Source organism: Mycobacterium attenuatum, from assembly GCF_900566085.1.
GTDB classification, from domain to species: Bacteria; Actinomycetota; Actinomycetes; order Mycobacteriales; family Mycobacteriaceae; genus Mycobacterium; species Mycobacterium attenuatum.
In genome coordinates this window covers 140,923-166,045 of record NZ_UPHT01000073.1, presented here as the reverse complement: position 1 = coordinate 166,045, position 25,123 = coordinate 140,923, and the positions used below count along the sequence as shown (strand labels likewise).

25 protein-coding genes and 1 pseudogene are annotated in these 25,123 nt (G+C 66.6%); 5 read left to right on the top strand and 21 right to left on the bottom strand.

Translation table 11 applies throughout. The features are described from left to right. Positions 1-44 precede the first annotated feature (44 nt). Together EET13_RS12960 and pyk are read right to left on the bottom strand one after the other, a co-directional pair. A complete protein-coding gene (locus EET13_RS12960; protein WP_122442660.1) occupies positions 45-911 on the bottom strand; it encodes an acyl-CoA thioesterase II in 867 nt (288 codons plus the stop codon). After that, on the bottom strand, positions 912-2,330 hold the full coding sequence (pyk, locus tag EET13_RS12955; RefSeq protein ID WP_122442659.1) for a pyruvate kinase: 1,419 nt from the start codon (positions 2,328-2,330) through the stop codon (positions 912-914). Positions 2,331-2,528: 198 nt separating this feature from the next. Here pyk and EET13_RS12950 point away from each other — a divergent pair, with 198 nt between their 5' ends. Further along, positions 2,529-3,281 carry a cutinase family protein gene (locus EET13_RS12950; protein ID WP_122442658.1) on the top strand — a complete coding sequence of 251 codons (753 nt, stop codon included), beginning with the start codon at positions 2,529-2,531 and terminating at the stop codon, positions 3,279-3,281. A 33-nt stretch (positions 3,282-3,314) separates the two neighbouring features. Here EET13_RS12950 and EET13_RS12945 read toward each other — a convergent pair whose 3' ends face one another. The 9 genes and pseudogenes from EET13_RS12945 to EET13_RS31435 all read right to left on the bottom strand — a co-directional run bounded on the left by EET13_RS12945 (position 3,315) and on the right by EET13_RS31435 (position 12,893). After that, positions 3,315-3,752: a DUF2752 domain-containing protein gene (locus tag EET13_RS12945; RefSeq protein ID WP_122442657.1), complete on the bottom strand. Its 438-nt coding sequence runs from the start codon at positions 3,750-3,752 to the stop codon at positions 3,315-3,317. Next, positions 3,742-4,157: pseudogene (locus EET13_RS12940) on the bottom strand (NINE protein). Before EET13_RS12940 ends, EET13_RS12945 begins: the two are co-directional and overlap by 11 nt. Positions 4,158-4,212: 55 nt before the next feature. Continuing rightward, positions 4,213-6,087 carry a prolipoprotein diacylglyceryl transferase gene (locus tag EET13_RS12935; RefSeq protein WP_122442655.1) on the bottom strand — a complete coding sequence of 625 codons (1,875 nt, stop codon included), beginning with the start codon at positions 6,085-6,087 and terminating at the stop codon, positions 4,213-4,215. Then, complete coding sequence (trpA, locus tag EET13_RS12930; protein WP_122442654.1) at positions 6,084-6,896, bottom strand: tryptophan synthase subunit alpha; 813 nt, start codon at positions 6,894-6,896, stop codon at positions 6,084-6,086. Before trpA ends, EET13_RS12935 begins: the two co-directional genes overlap by 4 nt. Then, positions 6,893-8,191: a tryptophan synthase subunit beta gene (gene trpB, locus EET13_RS12925; protein WP_122442653.1), complete on the bottom strand. Its 1,299-nt coding sequence runs from the start codon at positions 8,189-8,191 to the stop codon at positions 6,893-6,895. The genes trpA and trpB overlap by 4 nt, the downstream gene beginning before the upstream one ends. A gap of 35 nt (positions 8,192-8,226) precedes the next feature. Then, positions 8,227-9,045 (bottom strand): indole-3-glycerol phosphate synthase TrpC, encoded by an 819-nt coding sequence (gene trpC / locus EET13_RS12920; protein WP_122442652.1) that lies wholly within the window; start codon positions 9,043-9,045, stop codon positions 8,227-8,229. A gap of 130 nt (positions 9,046-9,175) precedes the next feature. Then, complete coding sequence (locus tag EET13_RS12915; RefSeq protein WP_122442651.1) at positions 9,176-9,847, bottom strand: TIGR02234 family membrane protein; 672 nt, start codon at positions 9,845-9,847, stop codon at positions 9,176-9,178. After that, positions 9,816-11,420, bottom strand: coding sequence for an anthranilate synthase component I (locus EET13_RS12910; RefSeq protein WP_244603894.1), 1,605 nt, complete (start codon positions 11,418-11,420; stop codon positions 9,816-9,818). The genes EET13_RS12915 and EET13_RS12910 overlap by 32 nt, the downstream gene beginning before the upstream one ends. A 63-nt stretch (positions 11,421-11,483) precedes the next feature. Continuing rightward, complete coding sequence (locus EET13_RS31435) at positions 11,484-12,893, bottom strand: PPE family protein (RefSeq protein WP_244603893.1); 1,410 nt, start codon at positions 12,891-12,893, stop codon at positions 11,484-11,486. Between the two features lie 332 nt (positions 12,894-13,225). On the opposite strand from EET13_RS31435, the gene EET13_RS12900 reads away from it, so the two are divergent. Then, complete coding sequence (locus EET13_RS12900; RefSeq protein WP_122442650.1) at positions 13,226-13,684, top strand: peroxiredoxin; 459 nt, start codon at positions 13,226-13,228, stop codon at positions 13,682-13,684. Positions 13,685-13,691: 7 nt separating this feature from the next. On the opposite strand, the gene EET13_RS12895 is transcribed toward EET13_RS12900, so the two are convergent. Further along, on the bottom strand, positions 13,692-14,774 hold the full coding sequence (locus EET13_RS12895; RefSeq protein ID WP_122442649.1) for a calcium:cation antiporter: 1,083 nt from the start codon (positions 14,772-14,774) through the stop codon (positions 13,692-13,694). A 152-nt stretch (positions 14,775-14,926) separates the two neighbouring features. On the opposite strand from EET13_RS12895, the gene EET13_RS12890 reads away from it, so the two are divergent. Continuing rightward, positions 14,927-16,441 carry a serine/threonine-protein kinase gene (locus EET13_RS12890; RefSeq protein ID WP_122442648.1) on the top strand — a complete coding sequence of 505 codons (1,515 nt, stop codon included), beginning with the start codon at positions 14,927-14,929 and terminating at the stop codon, positions 16,439-16,441. Here the strand turns inward: EET13_RS12890 and hisI are convergent. The 8 genes from hisI to hisD are packed head-to-tail and all read right to left on the bottom strand — an operon-like array spanning position 16,438 to position 22,831. Further along, entirely contained in the window at positions 16,438-16,785 is a 348-nt protein-coding gene (hisI, locus tag EET13_RS12885; RefSeq protein ID WP_122442647.1) for a phosphoribosyl-AMP cyclohydrolase, read from the bottom strand. The two genes, EET13_RS12890 and hisI, sit on opposite strands and share 4 nt — an antisense overlap. After that, entirely contained in the window at positions 16,782-17,567 is a 786-nt protein-coding gene (hisF, locus tag EET13_RS12880; protein WP_122442646.1) for an imidazole glycerol phosphate synthase subunit HisF, read from the bottom strand. Before hisF ends, hisI begins: the two co-directional genes overlap by 4 nt. 1 nt (position 17,568) lies before the next feature. Then, a complete protein-coding gene (locus EET13_RS12875) occupies positions 17,569-18,381 on the bottom strand; it encodes an inositol monophosphatase family protein (RefSeq protein ID WP_122442645.1) in 813 nt (270 codons plus the stop codon). 6 nt (positions 18,382-18,387) lie between these two features. Then, a complete protein-coding gene (gene priA, locus EET13_RS12870; protein WP_122442644.1) occupies positions 18,388-19,122 on the bottom strand; it encodes a bifunctional 1-(5-phosphoribosyl)-5-((5-phosphoribosylamino)methylideneamino)imidazole-4-carboxamide isomerase/phosphoribosylanthranilate isomerase PriA in 735 nt (244 codons plus the stop codon). 1 nt (position 19,123) lies between these two features. Then, positions 19,124-19,744 (bottom strand): imidazole glycerol phosphate synthase subunit HisH, encoded by a 621-nt coding sequence (gene hisH / locus EET13_RS12865; RefSeq protein ID WP_122442643.1) that lies wholly within the window; start codon positions 19,742-19,744, stop codon positions 19,124-19,126. Then, the gene (gene hisB, locus EET13_RS12860) at positions 19,741-20,373 is read right to left on the bottom strand and encodes an imidazoleglycerol-phosphate dehydratase HisB (RefSeq protein ID WP_122442642.1); all 633 of its coding nucleotides are present in this window, start codon (positions 20,371-20,373) and stop codon (positions 19,741-19,743) included. The genes hisH and hisB overlap by 4 nt, the downstream gene beginning before the upstream one ends. Continuing rightward, complete coding sequence (locus EET13_RS12855; protein ID WP_122442641.1) at positions 20,370-21,518, bottom strand: histidinol-phosphate transaminase; 1,149 nt, start codon at positions 21,516-21,518, stop codon at positions 20,370-20,372. The genes hisB and EET13_RS12855 overlap by 4 nt, the downstream gene beginning before the upstream one ends. Further along, positions 21,515-22,831, bottom strand: coding sequence for a histidinol dehydrogenase (gene hisD / locus EET13_RS12850; RefSeq protein WP_122442706.1), 1,317 nt, complete (start codon positions 22,829-22,831; stop codon positions 21,515-21,517). Before hisD ends, EET13_RS12855 begins: the two co-directional genes overlap by 4 nt. 113 nt (positions 22,832-22,944) lie before the next feature. Here hisD and EET13_RS12845 point away from each other — a divergent pair, with 113 nt between their 5' ends. After that, positions 22,945-23,355: a nitroreductase family deazaflavin-dependent oxidoreductase gene (locus EET13_RS12845; RefSeq protein ID WP_122442640.1), complete on the top strand. Its 411-nt coding sequence runs from the start codon at positions 22,945-22,947 to the stop codon at positions 23,353-23,355. 114 nt (positions 23,356-23,469) lie between these two features. Here the strand turns inward: EET13_RS12845 and EET13_RS12840 are convergent, their stop codons facing one another. Then, on the bottom strand, positions 23,470-24,507 hold the full coding sequence (locus tag EET13_RS12840) for a zinc-dependent alcohol dehydrogenase (protein WP_122442639.1): 1,038 nt from the start codon (positions 24,505-24,507) through the stop codon (positions 23,470-23,472). A 49-nt stretch (positions 24,508-24,556) separates the two neighbouring features. On the opposite strand from EET13_RS12840, the gene EET13_RS12835 reads away from it, so the two are divergent. Continuing rightward, a complete protein-coding gene (locus tag EET13_RS12835) occupies positions 24,557-25,123 on the top strand; it encodes a TetR/AcrR family transcriptional regulator (RefSeq protein WP_122442638.1) in 567 nt (188 codons plus the stop codon).

The window sequence follows — 25,123 nt, the reverse complement described above, 5'->3', positions numbered from 1 at the left end:
GGTCGAGCCGAAACCGGTGGTTGTCCTGCGGTTACCCCACCTGTCTATCGGCGCGCCGCGGGAAAGTATTTCAGGACGCCCTCCTGCACCACCGTCGCAATGAGACGCCCACCTCGGTCGAAGAAATGACCCGTGCCCAGCCCGCGCGAATCCGCGGCCACCGGCGACGAGGTCGCATACAGGACCCAGTCGTCGAAGTCGACCTGCCGATGAAACCACACCGAGTGGTTGGCGGAGGCCGCGAAGATACGGTCAAAGCCCCACGACAGCCCATGGGTGGTGATCACCGAGTCCAGCACGGTGGTGTCGGAGGAATACAGCATCGTCGCGGTGTGCAGCACCGGATCGTCGGGCATCGCACCGAGCGCCTTGACCCACACCCGGTTGTAACCAAGCCGATCGCCCTTCTCTCGCATCACCCAGGACGGGTCATTGGTATAGCGCCATTCGATCGGTTGCAATGCGTTGACGAAGTGCGGGACTGTCTGCTCATAGCCGCGCAGCAGCTCGCCGATGGGCGGCCGCGTATGCGGCTCGTCCACCTGTGGCGGGTCGACGGCGTGCTCGAGTCCGGGACCGCCGGACATGTAGGAGATCATCGCCGAAGACAGCAAGGTGCCGTCCTGCACGGCGTCGACGCGGCGGTTGGCGAACCGACGCTCGTCGCGCAACCGAACCACATGGAATTCAATGTCTTTGGTGGTGTCGCCACCGTTGATGAAATGCACCGAGAGCGCGCTGGGCGGCAGGTCATCACGGGCCAGCGTGCGGCTGCTCGCGACGAACGACTGGGCGACGAGCAACCCGCCGAAGGTGCGCAGCGGGTTCTTGCTGGGATGTGATCCGATGAACCGGTCCTCGCCGACACACTGGAGATCCAGCACCGCTAACAGTTCGTCGAAATCGGACAACTAAACGTCGTCCTCACCGATCCGGTGCACGTGGATCAGGTTGGTGGAACCTACCGTGCCCGGCGGCGCACCCGCGACGATCACCACCAGGTCGCCCCGCTTGTAGCGGCCCAGTTCGAGCAGTGACTTGTCGACCTGGCGGATCATGCCATCGGTGGACGTCATCATTGGGACGATGAATGTTTCGGTGCCCCATGTCATCGCGAGCTGGCTGCGCACCTCGGGCCACGCGGTGAAGGCCAGCAGCGGCAGCGGGGTGTGCAGGCGGGCCAGCCGTCGCACCGTGTCGCCGGATTGGGTGAAAGCGACCAACGCCTTGGCGTCCAGCCGCTCGCCGATGTCGCGGGCGGCGTAGGAAATCACGCCTCGCTTGGTGCGCGGCACATGCGTCAGTGGCGGAGCCGCCGTCGAATTCTCTTCGACCGCACAGATGATCCGCGACATGGTCCGTACCGCCAACAACGGATACTTACCGACCGACGTTTCACCGGACAGCATCAGCGCGTCGGCGCCATCGAGCACGGCGTTGGCGACGTCGGAGGCCTCGGCGCGGGTCGGCCGCGAGTTCTCGATCATCGAGTCCAGCATCTGCGTTGCCACGATCACCGGCTTGGCGTTCTCCCGCGCCATCTGGATCGCCCGCTTCTGCACCAACGGAACCTCTTCCAACGGCAACTCGACCCCGAGATCACCGCGGGCCACCATGACGGCGTCGAAGGCCAGCACGATGGCCTCGAGGTTGTCGATCGCTTCGGGCTTTTCCAGCTTGGCGATCACCGGCACTCGGCGTCCGATCCGATCCATCACCTCGTGGACAAGCTCGACATCAGATGGCGAGCGCACAAAGGAGAGCGCCACCATGTCGATGCCGAGGTTCAGCGCGAACGTCAGGTCCTCGATGTCCTTTTCGGACAGCGCGGGCGCTGAAACATTCATGCCGGGCAAGGAGATTCCCTTGTTGTTACTCACCGGGCCGCCCTCAACGACCGTGCACACCACGTCGTCACCGTCGATGTGATCGACCACCAAGCCGACCTTGCCGTCGTCGACGAGCACGCGGTCGCCGGCCGTCGCGTCCTGAGCCAGCCTCTTGTAGGTGGTCGACACCCGGTCGTGGCAACCATCGCATTCCCGGACAGTGATCCGGACCGTTTCGCCGTCAGCCCAATAGGTGGGCCCACTCACGAAGCGCCCCAACCTGATCTTCGGGCCTTGCAAGTCGGCGAGCACCCCAACGGCGCGGCCGGTGGCATCGGAGGCCGCCCGGACTCGTTTGTAGGCGGCCTCGTGATCGGCGTAGTCGCCGTGGCTGAAGTTCATTCGGGCGACGTCCATTCCGGCTTCGACCAGCGCTCTGACCATGTCGTCCGATTGGGTGGCCGGCCCGAGAGTGCAGACGATCTTCCCGCGTCTTGTCACGACGACAAAGCATAGTCGCGGTCAGGTGCCTTCGGTGCGCCTCGCCGATACCCGTACAACCCAACGCGGGCGTCGTCACCCCGCGCTTTCGCGGGTCAGCGCCGCCGCACGGTGGCAACGTTCGACACGTCATAGCCAGGGACTGAAATTCCCTCCGCAAAAGGTGCCGGAAAATTCTTGATTTGAGAAACTCCTCATATGGACACCTACCGCGCCCTGATTGCTTCTCCCGTCGTTCGAATCCTTAGCCCCGCAGTGGTCACCGCGTGGGGTATCGGCGCCTCCGTCCTTCCCGGCTTTGTGGTCCCGGCAGCGTCCGCAGAGCCTTGTCCAGACGTCGAGGTGGTGTTCGCCCGGGGCACCGGGGAAGCTCCGGGAGTCGGCCCCACGGGGCAGGCATTTGTCGACTCTCTGCGCTCGCGAGCCGGCGGCAAGACGTTCGGGGTATACCCGGTCAACTACCCGGCCAGCGACCAGTGGGATACCGGGATCGACGGCATCCGAGACGCTAGTGCCCACGTCATTTCCATGGCGGGCAGCTGCCCGAAGACGAAAATGGTCCTCGGCGGATATTCGCAGGGAGCGGCAGTGATGGGCTTCGTCACGTCGGCCGCGGTGCCGGATGGAGTCGATGCCGCCACCGTGCCCAAACCGCTGGCACCCGAGGTAGCTGACCACGTCGCCGCGGTGGTGTTGTTCGGGTTGCCGAACCACCGGGCGATGGACTTCCTCGGCCAGCCCCCGGTCGCCATTGGTCCCGCTTATCAGGCCAAGACCATCAAGGTGTGCGAGCCGGAGGACCCGGTTTGCTCTGATGGGCTCAACTTTGCGGCCCATGACGCCTATGCAGGCGATGGGCTGGCAGTGGAGCAGGGTGTAGCCTTTGCCGCCAGTCGGCTTAGCGTGCCTGCCGCCGGGGCGCCGGGCCCACTATCCGGCTTCGGCAACTGAACGGGCCGACCGCCTGAATGGGGCCGCGGGAGGTCATGCGCCGAGAACGGTCGGCACCAACGGGAAGCCGGGCAGGTTACGCAACACCGTCCACGCCACCGTCGCCACCGCCAGCGTGATGATCAGGGGTTGCGGTAGCACCGACCGACCGTGGCGACGGCGCAGCAGCGACCAGCCGGCCAGGATGGGGATGCCGGTCAGCAAGAAAAGCAAGAACACATTGTCATTGATGGCGGCCACGACCTGACCGTGCAGCAGATCATGCGTCATCCGCAGCCCACCGCAGGCGGGGCAATTCCAGCCGGTGAGCAACTTGAACGGGCAATGTGGGTACAGCGAGTCGCCGCGGTGCGGATCGACCAGCCCGATGTAGCCCAGTGCCCCGACGAACAGCACGGCCGAGCCGGCCACACCGTAGCGATGACGACGCCGCCGAGCGTGCCCGCCCCGCGCGCCCGGATCAGGTTCCATCGCGCAATGGGCGACCCCAGGGGTCGCTGACTTTGTCGGTCAGGATCAGCACCGCATCGATGACACCCCAGATAACGGCGCCCACCCCGCACGTCAGCCAACCGACGAGCAGTTGCGCGACACCAATCCCGGTGTGTCCGAGGTAGATTCGTCCGATACCGGCGATGCCGAACAGCCCGAGTAACTGCAAGAGCCCCGCTATTGTCTTCGACTTGTCCGAAAGTGGTTGTCCGGTAACAGGATGTCGGCCGAAAGGAGCGGACGGATCCGCTGCTGGACCGGAGTAACCGCCGGGCCGCGAGTATTCGGGGTAGTACGGCGGCGGAAACGGCGGCGGATATCCCGGTTGCTGCTCTGGTGAACCGGGTTGCGCAGCCCACGGCTGGTCAGTCACCGCTTCAGCATGCCAGATTCGGCGGGTCTGCGCCCGAGCCGCTGGTGCGCCAAGTTGCCCCGCCCGCTACCGCCCGGACCGCTGTCGCCGGTTGCGCAACCGAGCCCGCCAGCTCTGCCGAGTCAAGCCGGCGCTCTCCGCCGTCGGCAAACCGGAAACGGGCGGTGCCTGGCCGTCATCACCGGTAAAACCGCTGGATGCGTCCCCTTCCGGTGTCTGGGGTGTCTCAGGCTTATCAGGCCGGGTGGCGTCTTCTGTGTCCGGCTCCGATGTCTGCGTCTCGGCCGCAGGTTCACGCGCCTCGGCGTGTTCGGTTTGGGTCGCTACGGCGTCCGGCTCGGCCTCCAGGGCTTCGGTCTGCGGTCCCTCGGCTTCCGCCGGCTCGGACTCGGGGGTCTGCGCCTCTGTAACCTCAGCCTCCGCGGGCTCGGCCTCTTCAGCAGCGGAATTGTCTTCAGCCTCTTCGACTTCCGGCTCTTCTACCTCGGTTTCGGTCATTGCTGCCTCACCGACCTCCGGCGCCCCGACCTCCGATTCACCGTCGGCCGGTGCAAGCTCGGCCTCATCAGGTACCGAACCGGGCTCGGCCTCGTCGACAGCGGGCTGCGATTCTTCAGCTCGAGCTTCGTGGACGTCAGGCTCAGGCTCAGGCTCGGGCTCCGGCTCGATCTCGGCTTCCTCAGCCTCGGTGCCCTCGCACTCCTCAGCCTCCTCGGCCCCTTCGGCTTCGCGGGGCTCGGCTCCCCCGACTTCCTCGACCTTCGCCCCGTCGGCTTCGCGAGGCTCGGCTCCCACAGCCGCCTCGGGCTCCGCCTCAACGGCTTCCGCCTGCCCAGTCTCCACTGGCTGGATCTCAGTTGCGCCCTCCTCGGCCACCGCGGCCTGGGACTTCACGGTTTGCGATTCGGCGACTTCGCCGGACTGCACGGTTTGCGCTGACTCGGTCGTTTCGCCATCCTCGACCTGCGCACCGGCCGCGGCAGCGGTGACAGCCGACGAGTCCGAAGCCACCGCCGCGGGCTCCTGCTCAGACTCGTCCAGTGCCTCAGGCTCGGCAGCGGTCCCGCCAGCAACACCACCGTGCACGGTGGCCGGATCCTCACGCCCCTTCGGCGCCAAAATCACGTACACCATGGCGCCGATGAACACGAAAGTGGACGTGAACAAATTGATCCGGATACCGGCGATGTGTGTGGCGGTATCGTCACGCAGCAACTCGACGCCGAATCGCCCGACGCAGTACAGCGCGACGTAGAGACCGAACAGTCGCCCATGGCCGATCGTGAAACGCCGATCCAGGTAGATCAACACCGCGAATACCAGTACGTTCCAAAGCAATTCGTAGAGGAACGTCGGATGCACAACGACGGCGAGCTGCCCGGTAGAAACCCCGTCAAGGGAATGGACGTCGACGAATCCGGCGGGATCATGGCGGTAGAAGATTTCCAGTCCCCACGGTACGGTGGTCTCGCGTCCGTAGAGCTCTTGATTAAAGTAGTTTCCCAACCGGCCGATAGCCTGCGCCAAAACGACTGCCGGGGCGGCCGCGTCCAGAAAAGCGGGCAGCGGAATTCCACGACGGCGACAGGCAATCCACGCCCCGACGGCACCGAGGGCGATGGCGCCCCAAATGCCCAGGCCCCCATCCCAAATCCGAAGCGCCGCGGCGAACCCGGCGCCACCGGGGCCGAAATATGTCCGCCAATCGGTGGCCAAGTGATAAAGTCTGCCGCCGATCAAGCCGAAAGGCACCATCCACAGCGCGATGTCATAGATCACGCCGCGCTCTCCGCCACGGGCCACGAAGCGCCGGTCGCCGATCAGCAGGGCCACGATGATCCCGGTGATGATGAACAGCGCGTAGGCCCGGATGGGCAGCGGCCCGAGGTGCCAGACCCCGCGCGGCGGGCTGGGAATGTAGGCAAGCCACGTCGTTGTCATGACGCCGGCCTTTCGCGCACACCCGCGGCAAGTTCGTCGGTCAGCGCGCGCAGGCTCGGCAGACCCGCACCAAGCGCCGAGACCAACGCCGAACCGACAATGACGCCGTCGGCATAACGTGCGATCTGCGCGGCCTGCTCGCGCGACCGCACCCCCAACCCCACCCCGACCGGTATGTCCGTCACCGCTTTCACCTTCCCCACCAGTTGGGGCGCAGCCTGTGAAACCACGTCACGCGCCCCGGTCACCCCCATCGTCGACGCCGCATAGACGAACCCGCGCGAAGCCTTGACCGTGGTCGCCAATCGTTCGGGCGTTGATGACGGCGCCACCAGAAAGATGCGGTCCAACCGATGTTCGTCGGAAGCGGCGAACCAGGGTTGCGCCTCGTCGGGAATCAGGTCAGGAGTGATCAGGCCCTGTCCGCCGGCCGCAGCCAGATCCCTGGCGAATGCGTCGACCCCGTAGCGCAGCACCGGGTTCCAGTACGTCATCACTACGGCATTGCCACCGGCCCCGCTGATCGCCTCGACCGCGGCCAAGGTATCGCGGACGCGTGCTCCCCCACGCAATGCGGCCTCGGTAGCCCGCTGGATGGTGGGTCCGTCCATGCCCGGGTCCGAATACGGAACACCGACTTCAATGATGTCGCAACCAGATTCGACCAACGCGGTCATTGCATCCACCGACGTGCGCACATCGGGATAACCGGTGGGCAGATAGCCGATCAGCGCCGCGCGACCAGCTGTGCGGCACGACTCGAAAAGCGGCCCGAGCCTGCTGGTTTCACGCTGCTCGACAGTCATCACCCAACAGACCCGTCCGCGCCGGCGCCGGGTGTCAGCAGACCGAACCAGCGGGCGGCCGTCTCGACATCCTTGTCCCCGCGCCCCGACAGATTGACCACAATGACGGCACCCCTTCCCAATTCACCGCCCAGCTGGAGCGCACCGGCCACCGCGTGCGCGGATTCGATAGCCGGGATGATCCCCTCCGTCCGGCACAGTAGCCCGAACGCCTCCATCGCCTGCGAGTCGGTGATCGGTTGATAGGTGACGCGTCCAGATTCCTTGAGCCACGCATGTTCGGGGCCGACTCCCGGATAGTCCAGACCTGCTGAGATCGAATGAGATTCGATGGTCTGGCCGTCTTCGTCCTGCAACAGATAGGAAAACGAGCCCTGGAAGGCGCCGGGCGAACCACCGGTGAATGTTGCCGCGTGCCGACCGGTTTCGACGCCGTCACCGGCCGCCTCGTAGCCGACTAGCCGCACCCCCGGATCGTCGAGGAACGCATGGAAGATTCCGATCGCATTGGATCCGCCGCCCACGCAGGCCACCACCGCATCCGGCAACCTGCCCGCCTGGTCCCGGATCTGGACGCGTGCCTCCATACCGATAATCCGCTGAAAGTCACGCACCATGGTGGGGAAGGGATGGGGTCCGGCGGCCGTGCCGAAGCAGTAGTACGTGTTGTCGGCGTTGGTGACCCAGTCGCGGAACGCCTCGTTGATGGCATCCTTGAGTGTCTGCGAACCGGTCTGCACCGAAACTACCTCAGCGCCGAGAAGTCGCATCCTGGCCACGTTGAGTGCCTGGCGCGCGGTGTCCACGGCACCCATGTAGATCACGCAGTCCAGGCCCAGCAGCGCGCATGCGGTGGCGGTGGCTACCCCGTGCTGACCGGCACCCGTCTCGGCGATCACCCGGGACTTGCCCATCCGGCGGGCCAGCAATGCCTGACCGAGGACGTTGTTGATTTTGTGAGAACCGGTGTGGTTCAGGTCTTCTCGCTTCAGAAAGATGCGCGCCGAGCCGGCGTGTTGGCTGAGTCGGGTGGCTTCATAGAGCGGCGAGGGCCGGCCGGCATAGTTGGCTTGCAGCTTGTCCAGGGTGTCGAGGAAATCCTGGTTGATGCGTTCCTTCTCGTAGGCGACGGTGACTTCCTCGATCACCGCCATCAGCGCCTCGGGGACATAACGGCCGCCCCAACCGCCAGAACCGCCGTGGCCACCGAAATGACCGCCCGAGTCAGGATCGTGGCTGGTCCGTTCGGCGACGGCGGCACTCGTGCGCGGAAGGCCCGGAGTCGAAAGGTCTGCCATCACCGACGCTCGAGGTGCACGCGGGTCATCAACGACTAACGAGCCGGCTTCGGGCAGGACGGGTGGGTGCCCGCAGTGACCAGATCGGCAACCGCCGCACGCGGGTCACCGCTCTTGACCAGACCCTCACCGACCAGCACGGCGTCAGCGCCCGCACCCGCGTACGCCAGCAGATCACCGGTGCCGCGCACCCCGGACTCGGCGATCCTGATTACATTGCTGGGCAGCCCCGGAGCGATTCGCGCAAAGCAATCCCGGTCGACCTCCAGGGTCGTGAGGTCACGGGCATTGACGCCGATCACCTTGGCACCGGCCTTCAGCGCCCGGTCGGCTTCTTGCTCGGTGTGCACTTCCACCAGCGCGGTCATCCCGAGTGATTCGGTGCGGTCCAGCATCGACACCAATGCCGACTGGTCCAACGCCGCGACGATGAGCAACAGCATGTCGGCGCCGTGCGCACGAGCTTCATGGATCTGATAGGGCTGCACCACAAAGTCTTTGCGTAACACCGGAATCGAGACAGCCGCGCGCACCGCGTCCAGGTCGACGAGGGAACCGTGGAAGCGCCGCTCCTCGGTCAGCACGCTGATGATGCGGGCGCCTCCGTCTTCGTAGGCCCGGGCCAGCTTTGCCGGATCAGCGATGGTCGCCAGCGAGCCCGCCGACGGGCTGGCGCGCTTGACTTCGGCGATCACCCCGATACCCGGGGCGCGCAGCGCGGCCATCACGTCGAGGGGCGGTGGCGCGGCGGCCGCGGCCGCCTTGATCTCCGGCAGGCTGATACGTGCTTCGCGCGCGGCGACGTCGGCCCGGACTCCCTCGAGGATGGAGTCAAGCACGGTTGCCGGACTCATGCCTGCTGCTTCCTTTCCCAACGGTCTCCAACGGTCCCCGACGGTCTCCAACCGTCACCACCGTGACCCACGCCCCGCAGCCGATTGCGATGACGTTCATGAAGGGTAGCGGCCCTCGGCGCAGGCTTCGTCACCGACCCTCGGTGTCAGACCCGTGCAGTCGGTCGGTGGGGTCCACACCGTGGTCAAGGGCATCCCAAATCATTCGTTCCGACATGGGTCCGTCGTCGTCACGGTGCGCCGCCGACTGGCGCACCGCAGGTCCGGCGTATTTGGTGGTGCCCGGATGAGCTGACCGGTCCATCGACGCGGAGCGCATCAACACAGCGGCTGCGACCAGGATGCACACCGCGGCGCCCACCGCGACCGCGGCACCCCAGTAGTGCCGACCGCTGCCTACCAGGGTGGTCAACGGGACGTGGGCGAGTTCGGCGCCGCGAGCCGCGACATCGGGAATCACCCACACACTGATACCGAGATAACCGACCGCGAAGCTCGCTGCCGCCAGCAGAGCGGCCAGCATCCGCAGTGGCCAGCCGCGCACGGCGAGTGCCGCCACCGCCGCTGCCAGCAGCAGCATCGCGACCGGCAGCAGCGCAGTCGACCAGGTTGCGCCCGTCAGGGTCACCTGCCGAGGCGGCCCCAACCCGTCGAACGATCGAATGACAACCCATGGCAGCCGCGAAGCGACCCACAACGCCCCGGCAGCAATCACCAGCAGCAGTTGGGCCAACCCGATCCTGAGCCGGCGGGACCGCAGCGGCCCGGAGTCAGTCACGGCGGCACGCCCTGGTCGGGCCATGATCGGACCGCTGCATGCCCGGCATGGCCGCGGGACTGAAGTTCGGACTGGCCAGCGTCTCGGCGGCGGCGATCGCGTTCAACACCGCCCGCGCCTTGTTCCGGGCCTCGTTGTATTCGTAGGGCCCGTTGGAATCGGCCACGACCCCGCCGCCGGCCTGCACGTAGGCCGTGCCGTTGCGCATCAGCGCGGTGCGGATGGCGATCGCGAAGTCGGCGTTGCCGGCGAAGTCGAGGTATCCGACCACGCCGCCGTACAAGCCGCGGCGCGTCTTCTCGACTTCTTCGATCAACTCCATCGCCCGCACCTTGGGTGCACCCGATAGCGTGCCAGCGGGGAAGCAGGCAGTCACCGCGTCCAGCGCGGTGTGGCCCTGGTCCAGCAGGCCGGTCACCGTCGACACCAAATGCATGACGTGGCTATAGCGTTCGATGTGGCTGTAGTCCTCGACGCGAACCGTACCCGGCATGCAGACCCGGCCAAGGTCGTTGCGGCCCAAGTCGACCAGCATCAGGTGCTCAGCGAGTTCTTTGTCGTCGGACAGCAGCTCCTTTTCCAGCAACTGATCCTCTTCGTCGGTGGTTCCCCGCCACCTGGTCCCCGCGATGGGGTGCGTTGTCGCTCGGCCCTCATGGACGGTGACCAGCGCCTCCGGGCTGGATCCGACGATCGAAAAATCGACTGCGCCAGCACTATTCGGGATCTGAAGCAGATACATGTAGGGGCTGGGGTTGGTTACCCGCAGGATCCGGTAGACATCGATCGGATCGACGTCGGTGTCCATCTCGAAGCGCTGCGAGGGCACCACCTGGAAGGCCTCACCGGCAGCGATTTGCGCCACCAGATACTCGACGATCGCGCCGTACTCTTCGACCGTGCGCTGCGCTCGGTAATGCGGCTCGGGCGTGCTGAATGTCGCAACCGTGGACGGTAGCGGTTGACCCAAGGCCGCGGTCATCACGTCCAGCCGCGCGACCGCGTCGTCGTAGGCCCAGTCGACGTGCTCGTCGGTGCCGTTCCAATTCACCGCGTTGGCGATCAAGGTGATGGTGCCCTCGTGGTGGTCGACGGCGGCAACATCGGTGGCCAGTAGCAGCAGCATGTCCGGAAGCTGCAAATCGTCGACAGCCAGTTCGGGCAACCGTTCGAGGCGCCGCACCATGTCATAGGCGAAAAAGCCGACCATGCCGCCCGACAGTGGCGGAAAACCGGGTTCGGACTGACCGGGCGCCGAGGTGGCGAGAAGGTCCAGGGTGGCCTGCAGCGCCCGCAGTGGGTCCCCTCCGGTCGGGGCGTCCTTCGGGGCGGTGCCCAGCCACACCGCTTCGCCGTCACGCACCGTCAACGCTGTTGGCGCCCCGGCCCCGATGAAAGACCACCGCGACCACGACCGGCCGTTCTCGGCTGACTCGAGCAGGAACGTCCCCGGCCGGTTGGCGGCAAGTTTGCGGTACGCCGACAGCGGAGTCTCGCTGTCGGCCAAGACCTTGCGAGTCACCGGAACCACGCGGTGCTCTGCCGCCAGCACGCGAAAGTCCGCCCTCGTGGTCGTGGTCGCAAGGTTGGCACGCACCGACCCATCCAACCAGATTCGCGGATCAGCACCCGCCTGACCTGGCGGCGAGGAAAACCCCTGCTACGGCCCGAACGGATCCAAGGCCGGCGGCAAGAACTTGAAGCTGCTGGCAAAGCCGCCGGTAGCCGACGACGTGAGGTTATTGGTGAAAGGTAGCAACCCCGAGACCCCGGCCGCGTTGAGGTTGCCAGAGCCGGCGTGGGCGGAACAGCCGGTGCCGGCGACGACGGTGGCCAGGTTGGCATTGCCATTGGCGGCGTGCGCGGAGCCGCCGGTGCCGGACAGGACGGTGGCTATGTTGGCATTGCCGTCACCAGAGCTGGCAAAGGCGTGGTTGGCGAGCAGGACACCCGCGACGTTGGCGTTGCTGGAGCTCGGGTTCAGGGTGCCAGCCGAGACTTCGTTGCCGGTACCCTGAGCGAAACCGAAGTTGAGGTTGCTGCCGGGTGCGCCGGCGATACCGGGGTTCCCGCCGGCCCTCACTGTGTTCTCGTTTCCGAAAGCCACGGCCGCGTTGCCGCTGCCGGACCCGGCAAGTGCCGAGCTGTAGTTGCCGGAGACGGCGGCGAGATTGCCGAAGTCGCGATTGCTGAACCCGGCGGAAGCTCCGGAGTGGTCGCCGGTGACGAAGGCGGTGCTGCCGATCCCGCCGAAGCCGCCGGTGGCGTTGCTGTTGTTGCCCACCACGGTTGCCGTGCACAGGGTGCCGTTGGCCACGGCAGTGTTGTTGTTGCCGATGGCAGTGGCAAAGGAACCTAAGCCCGGGGTGAGCATGGTGGTGTTGGCGGTGGCGTTGCTGTTGGCGCCGACGGCAAGCGCAACACCCCCGAAACCGGAGGTGGCGTGCGCCGTGCCCGACTGGAACAGCGTCGTCCCGAACATCGACAAGGCGATGTCCGGACCCGCCGGGGCGGCCGCCGGGACGGATGCACTGACCTGGCCGGGCAGGCTTTGCAGCATCCGCTGAAACGGGGTCAGCCGCGCGGCCACCGCCGAGGCGCAGCCGTGATAGCCGGCCATGGCGGACACGTCCTGTGCCCACATCTGCTCATACTCGGCTTCGGCACCGGCGATCGCGGGGCAGTTCTGCCCGAACCAATTCGTCAGCACCATCCGCACGAACGCATTGCGGTTGAGCGCCACCAGCAGCGGTTGCACCGTGGCCGCCTGCGCGGCCTCGAACGCGCTGACCATCGCCCGGGCCTGTCCGGCAGCTCCCGCCGCCTGCGTCGCCGCCACGCTCAGCCACCCCGCGTAGGGTGCGGCCGCGGCTGCCATCGCCGTCGACGCCGGACCCTGCCAGGCAGCGCCCGCCAGGTCCGCGGTTACCGACGAAAATGAGCTGGCCGCGCCCTGCAACTCGGCGGCCAACCCATCCCAGGCCGCAGCGGCCGAGAGCATCGGCCCCGGCCCCGCACCGGCGAACATCCGCAGCGAATTGATCTCCGGAGGCAATACCGAAAAATTCATCACAGCCGTCCCTTCTTAGGTGGCCTGCCCGGGCTGACCCCCCAATCCACGGTGACGACCGTGGCGCTCCCCATTGACGCGAGCAGTTCGGTACCAAAACTTTATGACAATCGCGCGCCCATATCTCGATTGTCAGCAAACTTGTCGGGCCTTTCTGAAAAATCTTCCGACGGCGGCGGCCGCCTCCCCTCGACACGTATTCAGCTCCCCGGCACCTGCCGATAAACGTGCTCGACCACCCGTGGGTAAAGCGTGCTCAATGGTCGGATCCAGCGCCGGGTGTCTGGGGGCAAGCCGGCCAGTGGGCGGCCGCTGAGCGTAGCCTGACGGCCATGAAAACTGGTGACACCGTGGCCGATTTCGAGCTTCCCGATCAGACCGGCTCGCCTCGCAAGCTCAGCACGCTGCTGTCCGACGGACCGGTGGTTCTGTTCTTCTATCCCGCGGCAATGACGCCGGGCTGCACCAAGGAAGCCTGTCACTTCCGCGACTTGGCGGCAGAGTTCGCCGCCGTTGGCGCCGCCCGGGTCGGCATCAGCGCCGACCCCGTCCACAAGCAGGCCAAGTTCGCCGACATGCAGCACTTCGATTACCCGCTGCTGTCGGACACCGACGGCGCCGTCGCCACCCAATTCGGTGTCAAACGCGGTTTGCTCGGCAAGTTGCTGCCGGTCAAACGCACCACTTTCGTCATCGACACCGACCGCACGGTGCTTGACGTCATCTCCAGTGAATTCAGCATGGACACTCACGCCGACAAGGCGTTGGCGACCCTGCGCGCCCGGTCCTGACGCCGCTTCAGGGGACGATCGACAGAAACACATAAGCGGCCAGCAGTACCAAGTGCACCTCACCTTCCAGGCGGGTGGCCCGGCCCGGCACCACGGTCAGCATGCTGACCGCGACGGTCAGGATCAGCAGCACCAGCTGGGTCGGGCCGAGACCGAGTAGCAACGGGCCGCTGAGCCACAGCGAGGCCAGGGCGATCGTCGGAATTGTCAGCCCAATGCTGGCCATCGCCGAGCCGTAGGCCAGGTTCAGACTGATCTGCAGGCGGCCCTGCCGCGCGGCGCGCGCTGCGGCCAGGGTCTCGGGGAGCAGTACCAACATGGCAATCACCACGCCGACAAACGACGGCGGGAAGCCGACCGCCGCGACGGCGCGCTCGATGATCGGCGATTCCACCTTGGCCAGACCCACCACTGTCACCAGCGCGACCAGCAGTACCCCGAGACTGCGCAGTGCCACGCGGATGCTCGGAGGGTCCGCATGGCCGTCATCGTCTTCGACGCCCTTTTGGGCAACTGGCAAAAAGAAATCTCGATGGCGGACCGTCTGAGTGAATACAAAAAGCAGGTACAAGCCCAGCGACGCGACAGCGGCGAACGCAAGCTGGCTGGGTGAAAACTCCGGCCCCGGTTTGCTGGTGGTAAACGTGGGCAGCACGAGACTCAACGCCGCCAAGGTGGTCACCATGGCCAGTGCGGCACCGCTGCCCTGGTCGTTGAACAGTGTCACGCCGTAGCGGCGGGAGCCGAGCAGCAGCGCCAGCCCGGCGATTCCATTCGTAGTGATCATGACCGCGGCGAACACGGTGTCGCGGGCCAGGGTGGCTGTCTCGTGACCCCCGCTGGCCATCAGCGTGACAATGAGGGCCACCTCGATCACAGTCACCGCGACCGCCAACACCAATGACCCGAACGGCTCTCCGACCCGGTGCGCGACCACTTCGGCGTGATGGACCGCGGCCAGCACAGCACCGGCCAGCAGCACCGCCACCAGCAGGCCCAGCAGTGGGCCGATTTTGTGGCCCCACGTCAATACCAGTGCGATGAACGCAAGCACCGGCGCCACCACGCTCCAGGGCACGCGTTTCAGCATCGAGCGCCATTCTTGCCGATGGCACCGGCCGGCCGATCAGCGGTTGCTGCGTGCCGGGCCGACACGATGGTCGGGGATGGTAGGGGATGGTCCCCGGCGAGCTGTCTGCAAGCACGCGGTGGTTGGTTGCGTGGCCTCAGTAGCATGCTCACATGCCCACCAGCGCCGGCCAGAGTACAGGCCTCAGCGAAGGCGAGTCGTTCGCCGGATACACCATCGTGCGCCGGCTGGGCGCGGGCGGGATGGGCGAGGTGTACCTGGCGCAGCACCCCCGGCTGCCGCGGCGCGATGCCGTCAAGATCCTGCCCCGCGAACTCACCGCGGACCTCGAGTTTCGTCAGCGCTTCAACCGCGAAGCCGACCTTGCCGCGAGCTTGTACAACGAACACATCGTCGGCATCCACGACCGCGGCGAATTTCAGGGACAACTGTGGATTTCGATGGACTACGTCGAGGGAACCGACGCCGCCCAATTGCTGCGCAGCCAGTACCCCGCCGGGATGCCGTACGCCGACGTCGTCGACATCATTGCCGCCGTTGCCGACGCGCTGGATTACGCCCATTCGCGTGGTCTGCTGCATCGGGATGTCAAACCCGCGAACATTCTGCTGGGCGTGGCTACGCCCCGGCGGCGAATTCTGCTGGCCGACTTCGGGATCGCCCGCCAGCTCGGCGAGATCAGCGGGTTAACGGCAACGAACATGCTGATGGGAACCACCGCGTATTGCGCTCCCGAGCAACTGCAGGGCGCAGATCTCGACGCGCGCGCCGACCAGTACGCATTGGGATGCACCGCGTTTCACCTGTTGGCAGGCGCTGCTCCGTTCCAGCATTCCAATCCGGCGGTGGTCATCAGCCAGCACCTGTCGGCGCCGCCGCCGCCGATCAGTGCACGCCGTCCCGAACTGGCCCACCTTGACGCCGTCATCGTCAAAGCGCTGGCCAAGGATCCCGACCAGCGTTACCCGACGTGCGCGGATTTCGCTACCGCTCTCGCCGGCCAGCCCGGCGCCAACTCGGCAGCCGCGACGAGCCTCACGGCGGTTTCAGACTCACCGACGCAGGTCATCACGTCTCCAGCCGTACCGCCCGCGGCGCGCGGTAGCCGAGCCAAGCCTGCGACCCTGGTTGCGGCGTTGGTGGCCCTTGCGCTGGTCGTGGTCGCGGTGGTTCTCGGCATCCGACTGCTCCGCGGCCCGTCCACCAACCCGGGCAGCGGTGCGACGTCCTCGTCAACCGCATCACCCAACGGTGGGGTCACGCCACCATCAACGCCGGCACTGCAGTTGTCCGCCTACCTCACCGACGACTCGAACGTCTTGACCCCGGCCGAGCACGCCATCGTCGACCGGGCACTGACCAGGCTCTACAACCAGCGCGGCATCCGGCTCTGGGTCATCTACGTCAAGGATTTCGGCGGGCTCAAACCGGCCCGATGGGCCGAAAACACCATGCGTTCCAACGGTTTTGCAGACGCTGACGCCATGCTTGCGGTTGCCACCGACGGGCCGGCCTTCTCCTTCCGGGTGCCGGCGGCCATCACCACCGGACGAGTCATCGACGTCGAAGTCATCCGCCGGGACCGTATCGAGCCCGCCGTGTTCCGACGCGAATGGGCCCATGCGGCGCTGGCCGCGGCCAACGGCCTGGATGTGGCTGCCCGCTAGGTCTCGGGTTCCAGCAGTACGACGGCGTCGAAACAGGTGTGGTCGCCGGTGTGGCACGCTCCCCCGACCTGGTCGACCGTCACCAGCACGGCGTCCCCGTCGCAGTCCAGGCGCACCGAATGCACGTGCTGGGTGTGTCCAGATGTCGCGCCCTTGACCCACCGCTGGCCGCGGGATCGCGAAAAATAGGTCGCTTCACGGGTTTCCAGAGTGCGGGCCAATGCGTCGTCATCCATCCAGGCGACCATCAGCACGTCGCCGCTGCCCCGCTCCTGCACGACTGCGGTGAACAGTCCGTCGGCATTGCGCTTGAGGCGCGCGGCGATGGCGGGATCGAGGCTCATCGAACCGTGATCCCCGCCGCGGCCATGGCGGCCTTCACCTGCCCGATCGTCAATTCCCGGAAGTGAAAGACGCTGGCGGCCAATACCGCATCGGCTCCCGCGGCAACTGCGGGCGCGAAGTGCTCGACCGCGCCGGCACCGCCGCTGGCGATGACCGGGACGGTGACCGCGTCGCGAACCGCGCGCAGCATCGCGAGATCGAATCCGGCCTTAGTGCCGTCGGCGTCCATCGAGTTCAGCAAGATCTCCCCCACCCCCAGCTCGGCACCGCGAGTCGCCCATGCCACGGCGTCGATGCCGGTACCACGACGGCCGCCGTGAGTGGTGACCTCCCAACCGGACGGCGTCGGCGGCGAGCCCACCGGCACGGTGCGCGCATCGACCGACAACACGATGCATTGAGAGCCGAATTGCCTTGCCATTTCAGCAAGCAGATCGGGGCGGGCGATCGCGGCGGTGTTGACCGAGACCTTGTCGGCCCCCGCGCGCAACAGCGCATCCACGTCTGCCACGGTACGCACCCCGCCGCCGACGGTGAGCGGAATGAACACCTGCTCGGCGGTGTGGCGCACCACCTCCAGCATGGTCGCCCGGCCCGACGACGACGCGGTCACGTCGAGAAACGTCAACTCGTCGGCGCCTTCGGCGTCATATGCCGCGGCCAGTTCCACCGGATCGCCGGCGTCACGCAGGTTTTCGAAGTTGACACCTTTGACCACCCGCCCGCCGTCGACGTCCAGGCACGGGATCACCCGCACCGCAAGACCGGTATCGGCGTGCATCTCAGTAGTCCTCCGGTTCCCCGGTGCTGCGCAGCATGTCGAGGATCTCGTCGTGCACGCCGGGCGCCGCGGCCAGCACCGAGGACGCCGCCGGAGTCCATGGTTCTCCCGCCAGGTTGGTGACAATGCCTCCGGCGGCCCGCACCTGCGCCACACCGGCCGCGTGATCCCACACGTGGCCGCCAAAAGTGATTGCGCCACCGAGTATTCCGTCGGCAACGTAGACCAGGTCGATACCGGTCGAGCCGTGCATGCGCAACCGCGACGAGACCCGGCTGAGGTTCTCCAGGACCGCCAGCCGATAGCGCCCGGGGAACCGGCCCCGGGAATCGGCGCTGAACGTGCCGACGCCGATGAGGCTGTCGGCCAGCTTGGCCGGCATCAGCGACGGCCGCGGGACACCGTTTTTGACCAGCGGGCCACCGGCGACCGCGGTGTAGCGCTCGTCGATGAAGGGCAACCAGGTCAGGCCGGCCACGGGATCACCGTGGTGCAGCAGACCCAGCAAGATCGCGGCCATCGGCGAGCCGGCAGCGTAGTTGAATGTGCCATCCACCGGATCCAGCACCCATACCCAGGGCGAGTCGACGGGCGTCCCACCGAATTCCTCGCCGTGTACGCCGATTCCGGTGGCCGCAACCAGCGCGTCGACCACTTGCCGTTCGATCGCCAGGTCGATCTCGGTGGCGAAGTCGTTGCCCTTCTTGCGGACTGCCGAATCGGCGCGGTGGCCATCCAGGAATCGTGGCACCGCTGCATCCAGAATCGCCGATGCCTGCTCGACCAACGGCATTACCTGCGCAGCCAGATCCATGTCAGCCTAATCCCGCACCGCGGCCAACGCCTGCGGCAAGGTGAACCGCCCGGCGTAGAGGGCCTTGCCGACAATGGCGCCCTCGACGCCGCTGCCGACAAGGGTGGCGATGGCGCGCAAGTCGTCCAGGCTTGATACCCCGCCCGAGGCGATCACCGGCGCCGCAGTGCAACCGGCGACCCGCCCCAGGAGGTCCAGGTTGGGGCCACCCAACGTGCCGTCCTTGCTGACATCGGTGACGACGAACCGCGAACACCCTTGGCTATCAAGGCGTTCCAGGACCTCCCACAGGTCACCACCGTCTGTCTCCCAGCCCCGCCCGCGCAACCGGTGCTGACCGTCCACGATCTGAACGTCCAAGCCGACAGCGATTTTGTCGCCGTGCTCGGCGATCACCCGCGCGCACCACTGCGGGTTTTCCAGCGCCGCCGTGCCCAGGTTGACCCGCGCGCACCCGGTGGCCAGTGCGGCGGCCAAGGAATCGTCGTCACGAATGCCACCCGACAATTCGACCTTGACGTCGAGCTTGCCCACTACCTCGGCCAGCAGTTCGCGGTTGGAGCCGCGCCCGAACGCCGCGTCCAGGTCGACCAGGTGAATCCAGTGCGCGCCGTCGCGCTGCCAGCCCAGCGCAGCATCCAGCGCCGAGCCATATTCGGTTTCACTGCCGGCCTTGCCCTGGACCAGGCGTACGGCACGACCGTCGACCACGTCCACCGCGGGCAACAAAATCAGCGGCATATCAAAGCCCCTCAACCCAATTGCTCAATACGGCTGCTCCAGCATCCCCACTTTTCTCCGGGTGGAACTGGGTGGCAGCCAGCGGTCCGTCCTCTACCGCGGCCAGGAACGGTAGCTGGTGGGTGGCCCAGGTCAGCAGCGCAGCCGGTTCACCTTCCCAGCGCTGCGCAGCATAGGAATGCACGAAATAGAACCGGGCGTCGGTGTCCAGGCCCTTGAACAACGTGCTGCCCGCGGCGGCATCCACCACATTCCAGCCCATGTGCGGAATCACCGGTGCGGCCAGCCGCGTCACCGCGCCGGGCCACTGCTCGCAGCCTGGTGTCTCCACGCCGAACTCGACGCCGCGCGCGAACATGATCTGCATGCCGACGCAGACGCCCAGCACCGGACGCCCGGCCGCCACCCGCTCGGCGATGATCCGCTCGCCACCGATCTTTCGCAGGCCCGTCATGCATGCTTCGAACGCTCCGACCCCGGGCACTAGCAGCCCGTCGGCGGCCATTGCCGCGTGGGCATCCGCGGTCACCTCCACCGACGCGCCGACTCGCTGTAGCGCACGCTGCGCCGACCGCAAATTGCCGGAGCCATAGTCCAGGACTACAACCGATTTTTCTGTCACAGAACACCTTTGGTGGACGGCACGCCGGAGGTCCGAGGGTCGGGCTCGACGGCCTGACGCAGCGCGCGTGCGACGGCCTTGTACTGGGCCTCGGTGATGTGGTGCGGATCGCGACCGTACAGGACACGTACGTGCAGGGCGATGCGAGCATTGGCAGCCAGCGACTCGAACACGTGGCGATTGATGACGGTGTGGTAGGGCACCGCGCTGCCGGCGATCGTGGTGTGCTGCAGATGATCCGGCTCACCGGTGTGCACGCAGTAAGGCCGGCCGGACACATCGACCGCTGCATGAGCCAGCGCCTCGTCCATCGGGATGAAGGCATCGCCGAAGCGGCGGATACCCTTCTTGTCCCCCAGAGCCTGGGCAAGCGCCTGCCCCAGCGCGATCGCGGTGTCCTCGACGGTGTGATGCGCTTCGATCTCAACGTCGCCGGTGGTGCGCACCATCAGGTCGAAGCTGGCATGGCTGCCCAGCGCCGTCAGCATGTGGTCGTAGAACGGCACACCGGTGTCGACGTCGACCTGCCCGGTGCCGTCGAGATCCAGTTCGATGACGATGTCGGATTCGCTGGTGCGGCGTTCGACGCGCGCACGACGGGATACGTTTCCTGTTGGGGGGGCGGTCATGACGCTCCTACGGGGCTGGTGGTCTGGGCAAGTTCGGCGGCAGCGATTCGCGCGCTCGCCCGCAGGAAGGCGTCGTTCTCCTCGGCCAGGCCGGTAGTGACGCGCAGGTAGCCGGGAATTCCGACATCACGGATCAGAACCCCGGCATCCAGGTAACGCTGCCAAGTGGCCGGCGCGTCCGCGAACGTGCCGAACAGGATGAAGTTGGCATCACTCGGGACCACGCGAAACCCCATGCCCACCAACGCCGTTGACACCCGCTCGCGTTCGGCGATCAGGCTTTTGACGCTGCCCAGGGTGTCGTCGGCGTGCCGCAGCGCCGCTCGCGCGGCTGCTTGGGTGACCGATGACAGGTGATATGGCAGTCGCACCAGCAGCATTGCGTCGACCAACGCCGGTGTGGCGACCAAGTACCCCAGCCGCCCGCCGGCGAACGCAAATGCCTTGCTCATGGTGCGGCTGACGACAAGTTTGGTCGGATACTCTGCCAACAGGGCGACCGCGCTGGGCTGTGCGGAAAATTCACCATAGGCTTCGTCGACGATCAAGATCCCCGGCACCACATCGAGCAGCCGGCGCAAGTCGTCCAGGGAAACGCTCTGCCCCGTTGGGTTATTGGGGCTGGTGACAAACACCACGTCGGGTCCACGCTCGCCGACAGCCGCGACAGCCGCGTCGACGTCCAGACCGAAGTCCTCGGCGCGTACCGTCTCGATCCACTCGGTGTGGGTGCCACCGGAGATGATCGGGTGCATCGAATAGGACGGAACGAATCCGATGGCGCTGCGCCCCGGTCCACCGAACGCCTGCAGCAGTTGCTGCAGGATCTCATTGGAACCGTTTGCGGCCCAAATGTTTTCAACACCGAGCTTAATCCCTGTTTGCGTAGTCACGTAGACAGCCAGGTCACGGCGCAATGCCACCGCATCGCGGTCGGGGTAGCGGTGCAGGTCGACGGCCGCGTCCCGCACTGACTGCACGACGTCGTCGACCAGCGCCTTGGTAGGCGGATGCGGGTTCTCGTTGGTGTTGAGCCGCACCGGAACCGCCAATTGCGGTGCACCGTAAGGGGATTTACTGCGCAAATCGTCACGCAGCGGCAGATCCGCAAGGGTGGGCGACCCTCCTTCGGATGGACCCGTCACCGCTCGAACCTCCGCCGTACCGCCTCACCGTGAGCCGGCAGGTCTTCGGCCTTGGCCAGAGTGATCACATGCCCGGAAACGTCTTTGAGTGCGGCCTCGGTGTAGTCGACGACATGGATGCCGCGCAGAAAGGTCTGCACCGAAAGGCCGCTGGAATGCCGGGCGCAGCCAGCCGTCGGCAACACGTGGTTGGACCCGGCGCAGTAGTCGCCCAGGCTGACGGGTGCCCAGGGTCCGACGAAAATGGCTCCGGCCGAACGTATCCGACCGGCGACCTGCGGCGCATCGGCGGTCTGGATCTCCAGATGCTCAGCGGCATAGGCGTTGACGACCTTGATGCCGGCCGCCACGTCGTCCACCAGGACGATCGCCGATTGGGGGCCGCTCAGCGCGGTCGTCACCCGTGCCCGATGCACCGTGGTCTGCAATTGGGCGATAACTTCGGCGTCGGTGGCGTCGGCTAGATCCACGCTCGGGGTGACGAGCACACTGGCAGCCATCTCGTCGTGTTCGGCCTGGCTGATCAAGTCGGCCGCCACATGTGCGGGATCGGCCGTGTGGTCGGCGAGGATGGCGATCTCGGTCGGCCCCGCTTCGGCATCGATGCCGACGTCGGAGCGGCACAGCCGCTTCGCGGCCGTCACATAGATGTTGCCGGGCCCGGTGATCATGTCGACCGGCGTCAATTCGGACCCGTCGGTGTCGTTGCCGCCGTACGCCAACAACGCCACGGCCTGGGCTCCGCCGACCGCCCAGACCTCGTCGACTCCCAACAGCCGGGCCGCGGCCAGGATCGTCGGATGCGGCAGTCCGCCGAAGCCGATCTGCGGCGGACTGGCCACCACCAGTGAGTCGACCCCGGCGACCTGCGCAGGCACCACGTTCATCACCACGCTCGATGGGTACACCGCGTTGCCGCCGGGCACATACAGGCCCACGCGCTCGACGGGGACCCAACGCTCGGTGACCGTCGCACCGGGGCCCAGCGTTGTGGTGACGTCGCTGCGCCGCTGGCCGACGTGCACCGCGCGGGTCCGCTCGATCACCACCTGCAGCGCTTCCCGGACCTCCGGGGATAGTTCGGCCAGCGCGGAGTCCAATGCGGCATCCGGCACCCGCACGGCTGGGGGGCGCACTCCGTCGAACGACTCGCCGAAGTCCAAAGCGGCCGCAGCGCCGCGCTCGGCGACTGCGTGCACGATTGGGCGAACCTTCGGCAGTACGGTCGCTACGTCGGCACCTCCACGGGGCAGCGCCGCGCGCAACCGCACGGCGGTCAACTCCGCTCCCCGCAGATCGATACGGGCCAGCAGCGCGGGCGGTGTAGTCACGACGACCATTGTCCCAGAGCAGCTCAAGTCGATATCGGGCCGGTACAGTGCCGGTAGAGCGGCGCCGCCGCCCGCCTACGCGAAAGGCAGCCACCATGTCGGCAAAGGACCACCCGAACAACGCCCCGGGCGTCCCCATGGTGTTCCCGCCGTGGTTTGAGAACTTCCAGATCAGATACATCAATCCCGCACTCAAACCGATTGCGCGTTACCTACCCGGAGCGGCAACCATCACCCACCGCGGCCGCAAATCCGGCAAGCCCTACCGGACCATCGTCACCGCCTACCGCAAAGGGAATGTGCTGGCGATCGCGCTGGGTCACGGCAAGACCGACTGGGTCAAGAACGTGCTGGCTGCCGGCGAGGCCGACGTACTGTTCACCCGCCGTCAGGTGCACGTCACCAACCCGCGGATCCTGCCGGCCGGCTCTGACGGCGCGGGGTTGCCGTTGATGGCACGGCTGCAGGCGGGTCGCATGGGGATATTCGTCGCCGATATCGCCTGAGCGCACCCCAGTGAGCACCCCAGGTTTCTCGCGGCTGAGGCTGGTTGAGTCGAAAAGCCCGGAGCCCGGCCTGCGTCCACGCACAACGCCCGCTACACACCGTCCGAGGCGGCATCAGGTCCTGGCGAACACGGTCTTTCCGGTCATCGCCGGCCAGGCCGATGCCGCGTCGTCCCACGCCACGACCCGATCGACGGCGGGCGACAGGTCGCAGCCGGCGGCGAGCACGCCCAGGATTTCCGGGATGACGGCACGCGCATTGACCCGTCCGGTCACAAACCGCACGCCGCGGGTGTACATCGACAGCAACGGCATCTCGACCGTGGGCTGGTAGTAGATCCCGGTGTCCGTGCATACGCCGTCCGGCCAGGTTGCTCGCAGTGCGGCAGCCAACACGGACGGGTCGGCCGAGGTGTGCACCGTGACGGGATAGGGGTCCCACTCCTTAGCCGGTTTCGGCCGGTCATGCGCGCTTGCCCCGAACTTTTCGGCGACCGCGAGCCGCTGCACGTCGATGTCGACGTAGTCGACGTGGGCTCCCAGCGCCGCCGCGAAGGCCGCGGCATATAACCCGATGGACGACCGCCCTACCACCAAGACCCGGCGGTCAGCGGGTTCGAGCCCGAACAAGTCGTCTTTGAAGGGCCCGACAGTCCGCCAGGCGTCGGGAATGTTGTCCGACAGCGACGCAACGGCGATCAGATCAGCGGGGTCGAGGTTGGCGGGAAGCGCAACCAGCATCGCGTCGGCATAGGGCACCGACACCAGGTCAGCCATGAATCCGCCGCCATCTAGACCGGCGAGCGGACGCATGCCGTACATCGCCATCAGCGGCACCGAGGTGCACGAGCCCGTCCTGCCACGGCGACATGCATGGCACTTGCCGCAGTTGATCTGGAAGGGCACCACGACGCGGTCACCGACGCCGACAGTGCTGACGCCGTCGCCGACCGCCACGACTTCGGCCACTCCTTCATGACCGACGGCATACCCGGGCGTCAGCGGCACCCGGCCGTCGACAACCGCGACATCGAGGTCACAACAGGCCACCGCAAGGGGCCGCACCAGTGCTTGGTCCGCAGTGGTGATGGCCGGGTCCGGTGCCTCGTGCCATCCGTATCGTCCGGTCTCTTCGAAAACCAACTGCCGCATTCCGGTATTTTTGAGTGATCACTCAAGAATTGTCAAGTATTTTTTACCCATGCCGCGACCAGACCACAGCCGTTCAGCGTTGATCGACACAGCCGCCGCGCTGTTTCGTCGGCAGGGATACGCGGCGACCGGCCTGAAGCAGATCCTTGATGAAGCGGGCGTCAACGCCGGATCGCTCTACCACCACTTCCCCGACGGCAAGCAACAGCTGGCCGCTACCGTCGTCGGCACGGCCGGGACCGCCATCGAGCAACTCCTGCGCAGGTTCCTGGCCACCGACCGGCCGGTGGCCGACGTCGTCGACCAATGGGTCGAGCTGTTGGTCGCGGGATTGGCCGGCGACCATCGCGACGGCTGCCCGATCGAGCCGATCGCCACCGAAGCTGTGCACGCCAGCCCCCTGGTACGCGAAGCCTCCGCACGCGCCTTCACCGGGTGGTGTGCAGCGATCGCGGAGCGGCTGCACGCCGAAGGCCGGGCGACCGCCGATGCGGAATCGATTGCGTTCGCAGTGGTCTCGTTGGTCGAAGGAGCCCTGATCCTGTCCCGGGTAGCCGGTGATGCGGCAGCCCTGCAAGCCGTCAAGCCGGCAGCGCGCACGCTCCTGTCCGGTTAG

What these genes read in the sequence shown, in the direction of transcription:
- hisI (WP_122442647.1), bottom strand. Translation starts at nt 16,785, where the DNA reads ATGAGCCTCGATCCCGCCATCGCCGCGCGCCTCAAGCGCAATGCCGAC.
- trpB (WP_122442653.1), bottom strand. Translation starts at nt 8,191, where the DNA reads ATGGCAGACCTTTCGACTCCGGGCCTTCCGCGCACGAGTGCCGCCGTC.
- EET13_RS12900 (WP_122442650.1), top strand. Translation starts at nt 13,226, where the DNA reads ATGAAAACTGGTGACACCGTGGCCGATTTCGAGCTTCCCGATCAGACC.
- EET13_RS12950 (WP_122442658.1), top strand. Translation starts at nt 2,529, where the DNA reads ATGGACACCTACCGCGCCCTGATTGCTTCTCCCGTCGTTCGAATCCTT.
- EET13_RS12840 (WP_122442639.1), bottom strand. Translation starts at nt 24,507, where the DNA reads ATGCGGCAGTTGGTTTTCGAAGAGACCGGACGATACGGATGGCACGAG.
- EET13_RS12835 (WP_122442638.1), top strand. Translation starts at nt 24,557, where the DNA reads ATGCCGCGACCAGACCACAGCCGTTCAGCGTTGATCGACACAGCCGCC.
- EET13_RS12890 (WP_122442648.1), top strand. Translation starts at nt 14,927, where the DNA reads ATGCCCACCAGCGCCGGCCAGAGTACAGGCCTCAGCGAAGGCGAGTCG.
- EET13_RS12945 (WP_122442657.1), bottom strand. Translation starts at nt 3,752, where the DNA reads ATGGAACCTGATCCGGGCGCGCGGGGCGGGCACGCTCGGCGGCGTCGT.
- EET13_RS12845 (WP_122442640.1), top strand. Translation starts at nt 22,945, where the DNA reads ATGTCGGCAAAGGACCACCCGAACAACGCCCCGGGCGTCCCCATGGTG.
- EET13_RS12935 (WP_122442655.1), bottom strand. Translation starts at nt 6,087, where the DNA reads ATGACAACGACGTGGCTTGCCTACATTCCCAGCCCGCCGCGCGGGGTC.
- trpC (WP_122442652.1), bottom strand. Translation starts at nt 9,045, where the DNA reads ATGAGTCCGGCAACCGTGCTTGACTCCATCCTCGAGGGAGTCCGGGCC.
- hisB (WP_122442642.1), bottom strand. Translation starts at nt 20,373, where the DNA reads ATGACCGCCCCCCCAACAGGAAACGTATCCCGTCGTGCGCGCGTCGAA.
- EET13_RS12875 (WP_122442645.1), bottom strand. Translation starts at nt 18,381, where the DNA reads ATGGATCTGGCTGCGCAGGTAATGCCGTTGGTCGAGCAGGCATCGGCG.
- EET13_RS12915 (WP_122442651.1), bottom strand. Translation starts at nt 9,847, where the DNA reads ATGGCCCGACCAGGGCGTGCCGCCGTGACTGACTCCGGGCCGCTGCGG.
- hisF (WP_122442646.1), bottom strand. Translation starts at nt 17,567, where the DNA reads ATGCACGCCGATACCGGTCTTGCGGTGCGGGTGATCCCGTGCCTGGAC.
- priA (WP_122442644.1), bottom strand. Translation starts at nt 19,122, where the DNA reads ATGCCGCTGATTTTGTTGCCCGCGGTGGACGTGGTCGACGGTCGTGCC.
- EET13_RS12895 (WP_122442649.1), bottom strand. Translation starts at nt 14,774, where the DNA reads ATGCTGAAACGCGTGCCCTGGAGCGTGGTGGCGCCGGTGCTTGCGTTC.
- EET13_RS31435 (WP_244603893.1), bottom strand. Translation starts at nt 12,893, where the DNA reads ATGAATTTTTCGGTATTGCCTCCGGAGATCAATTCGCTGCGGATGTTC.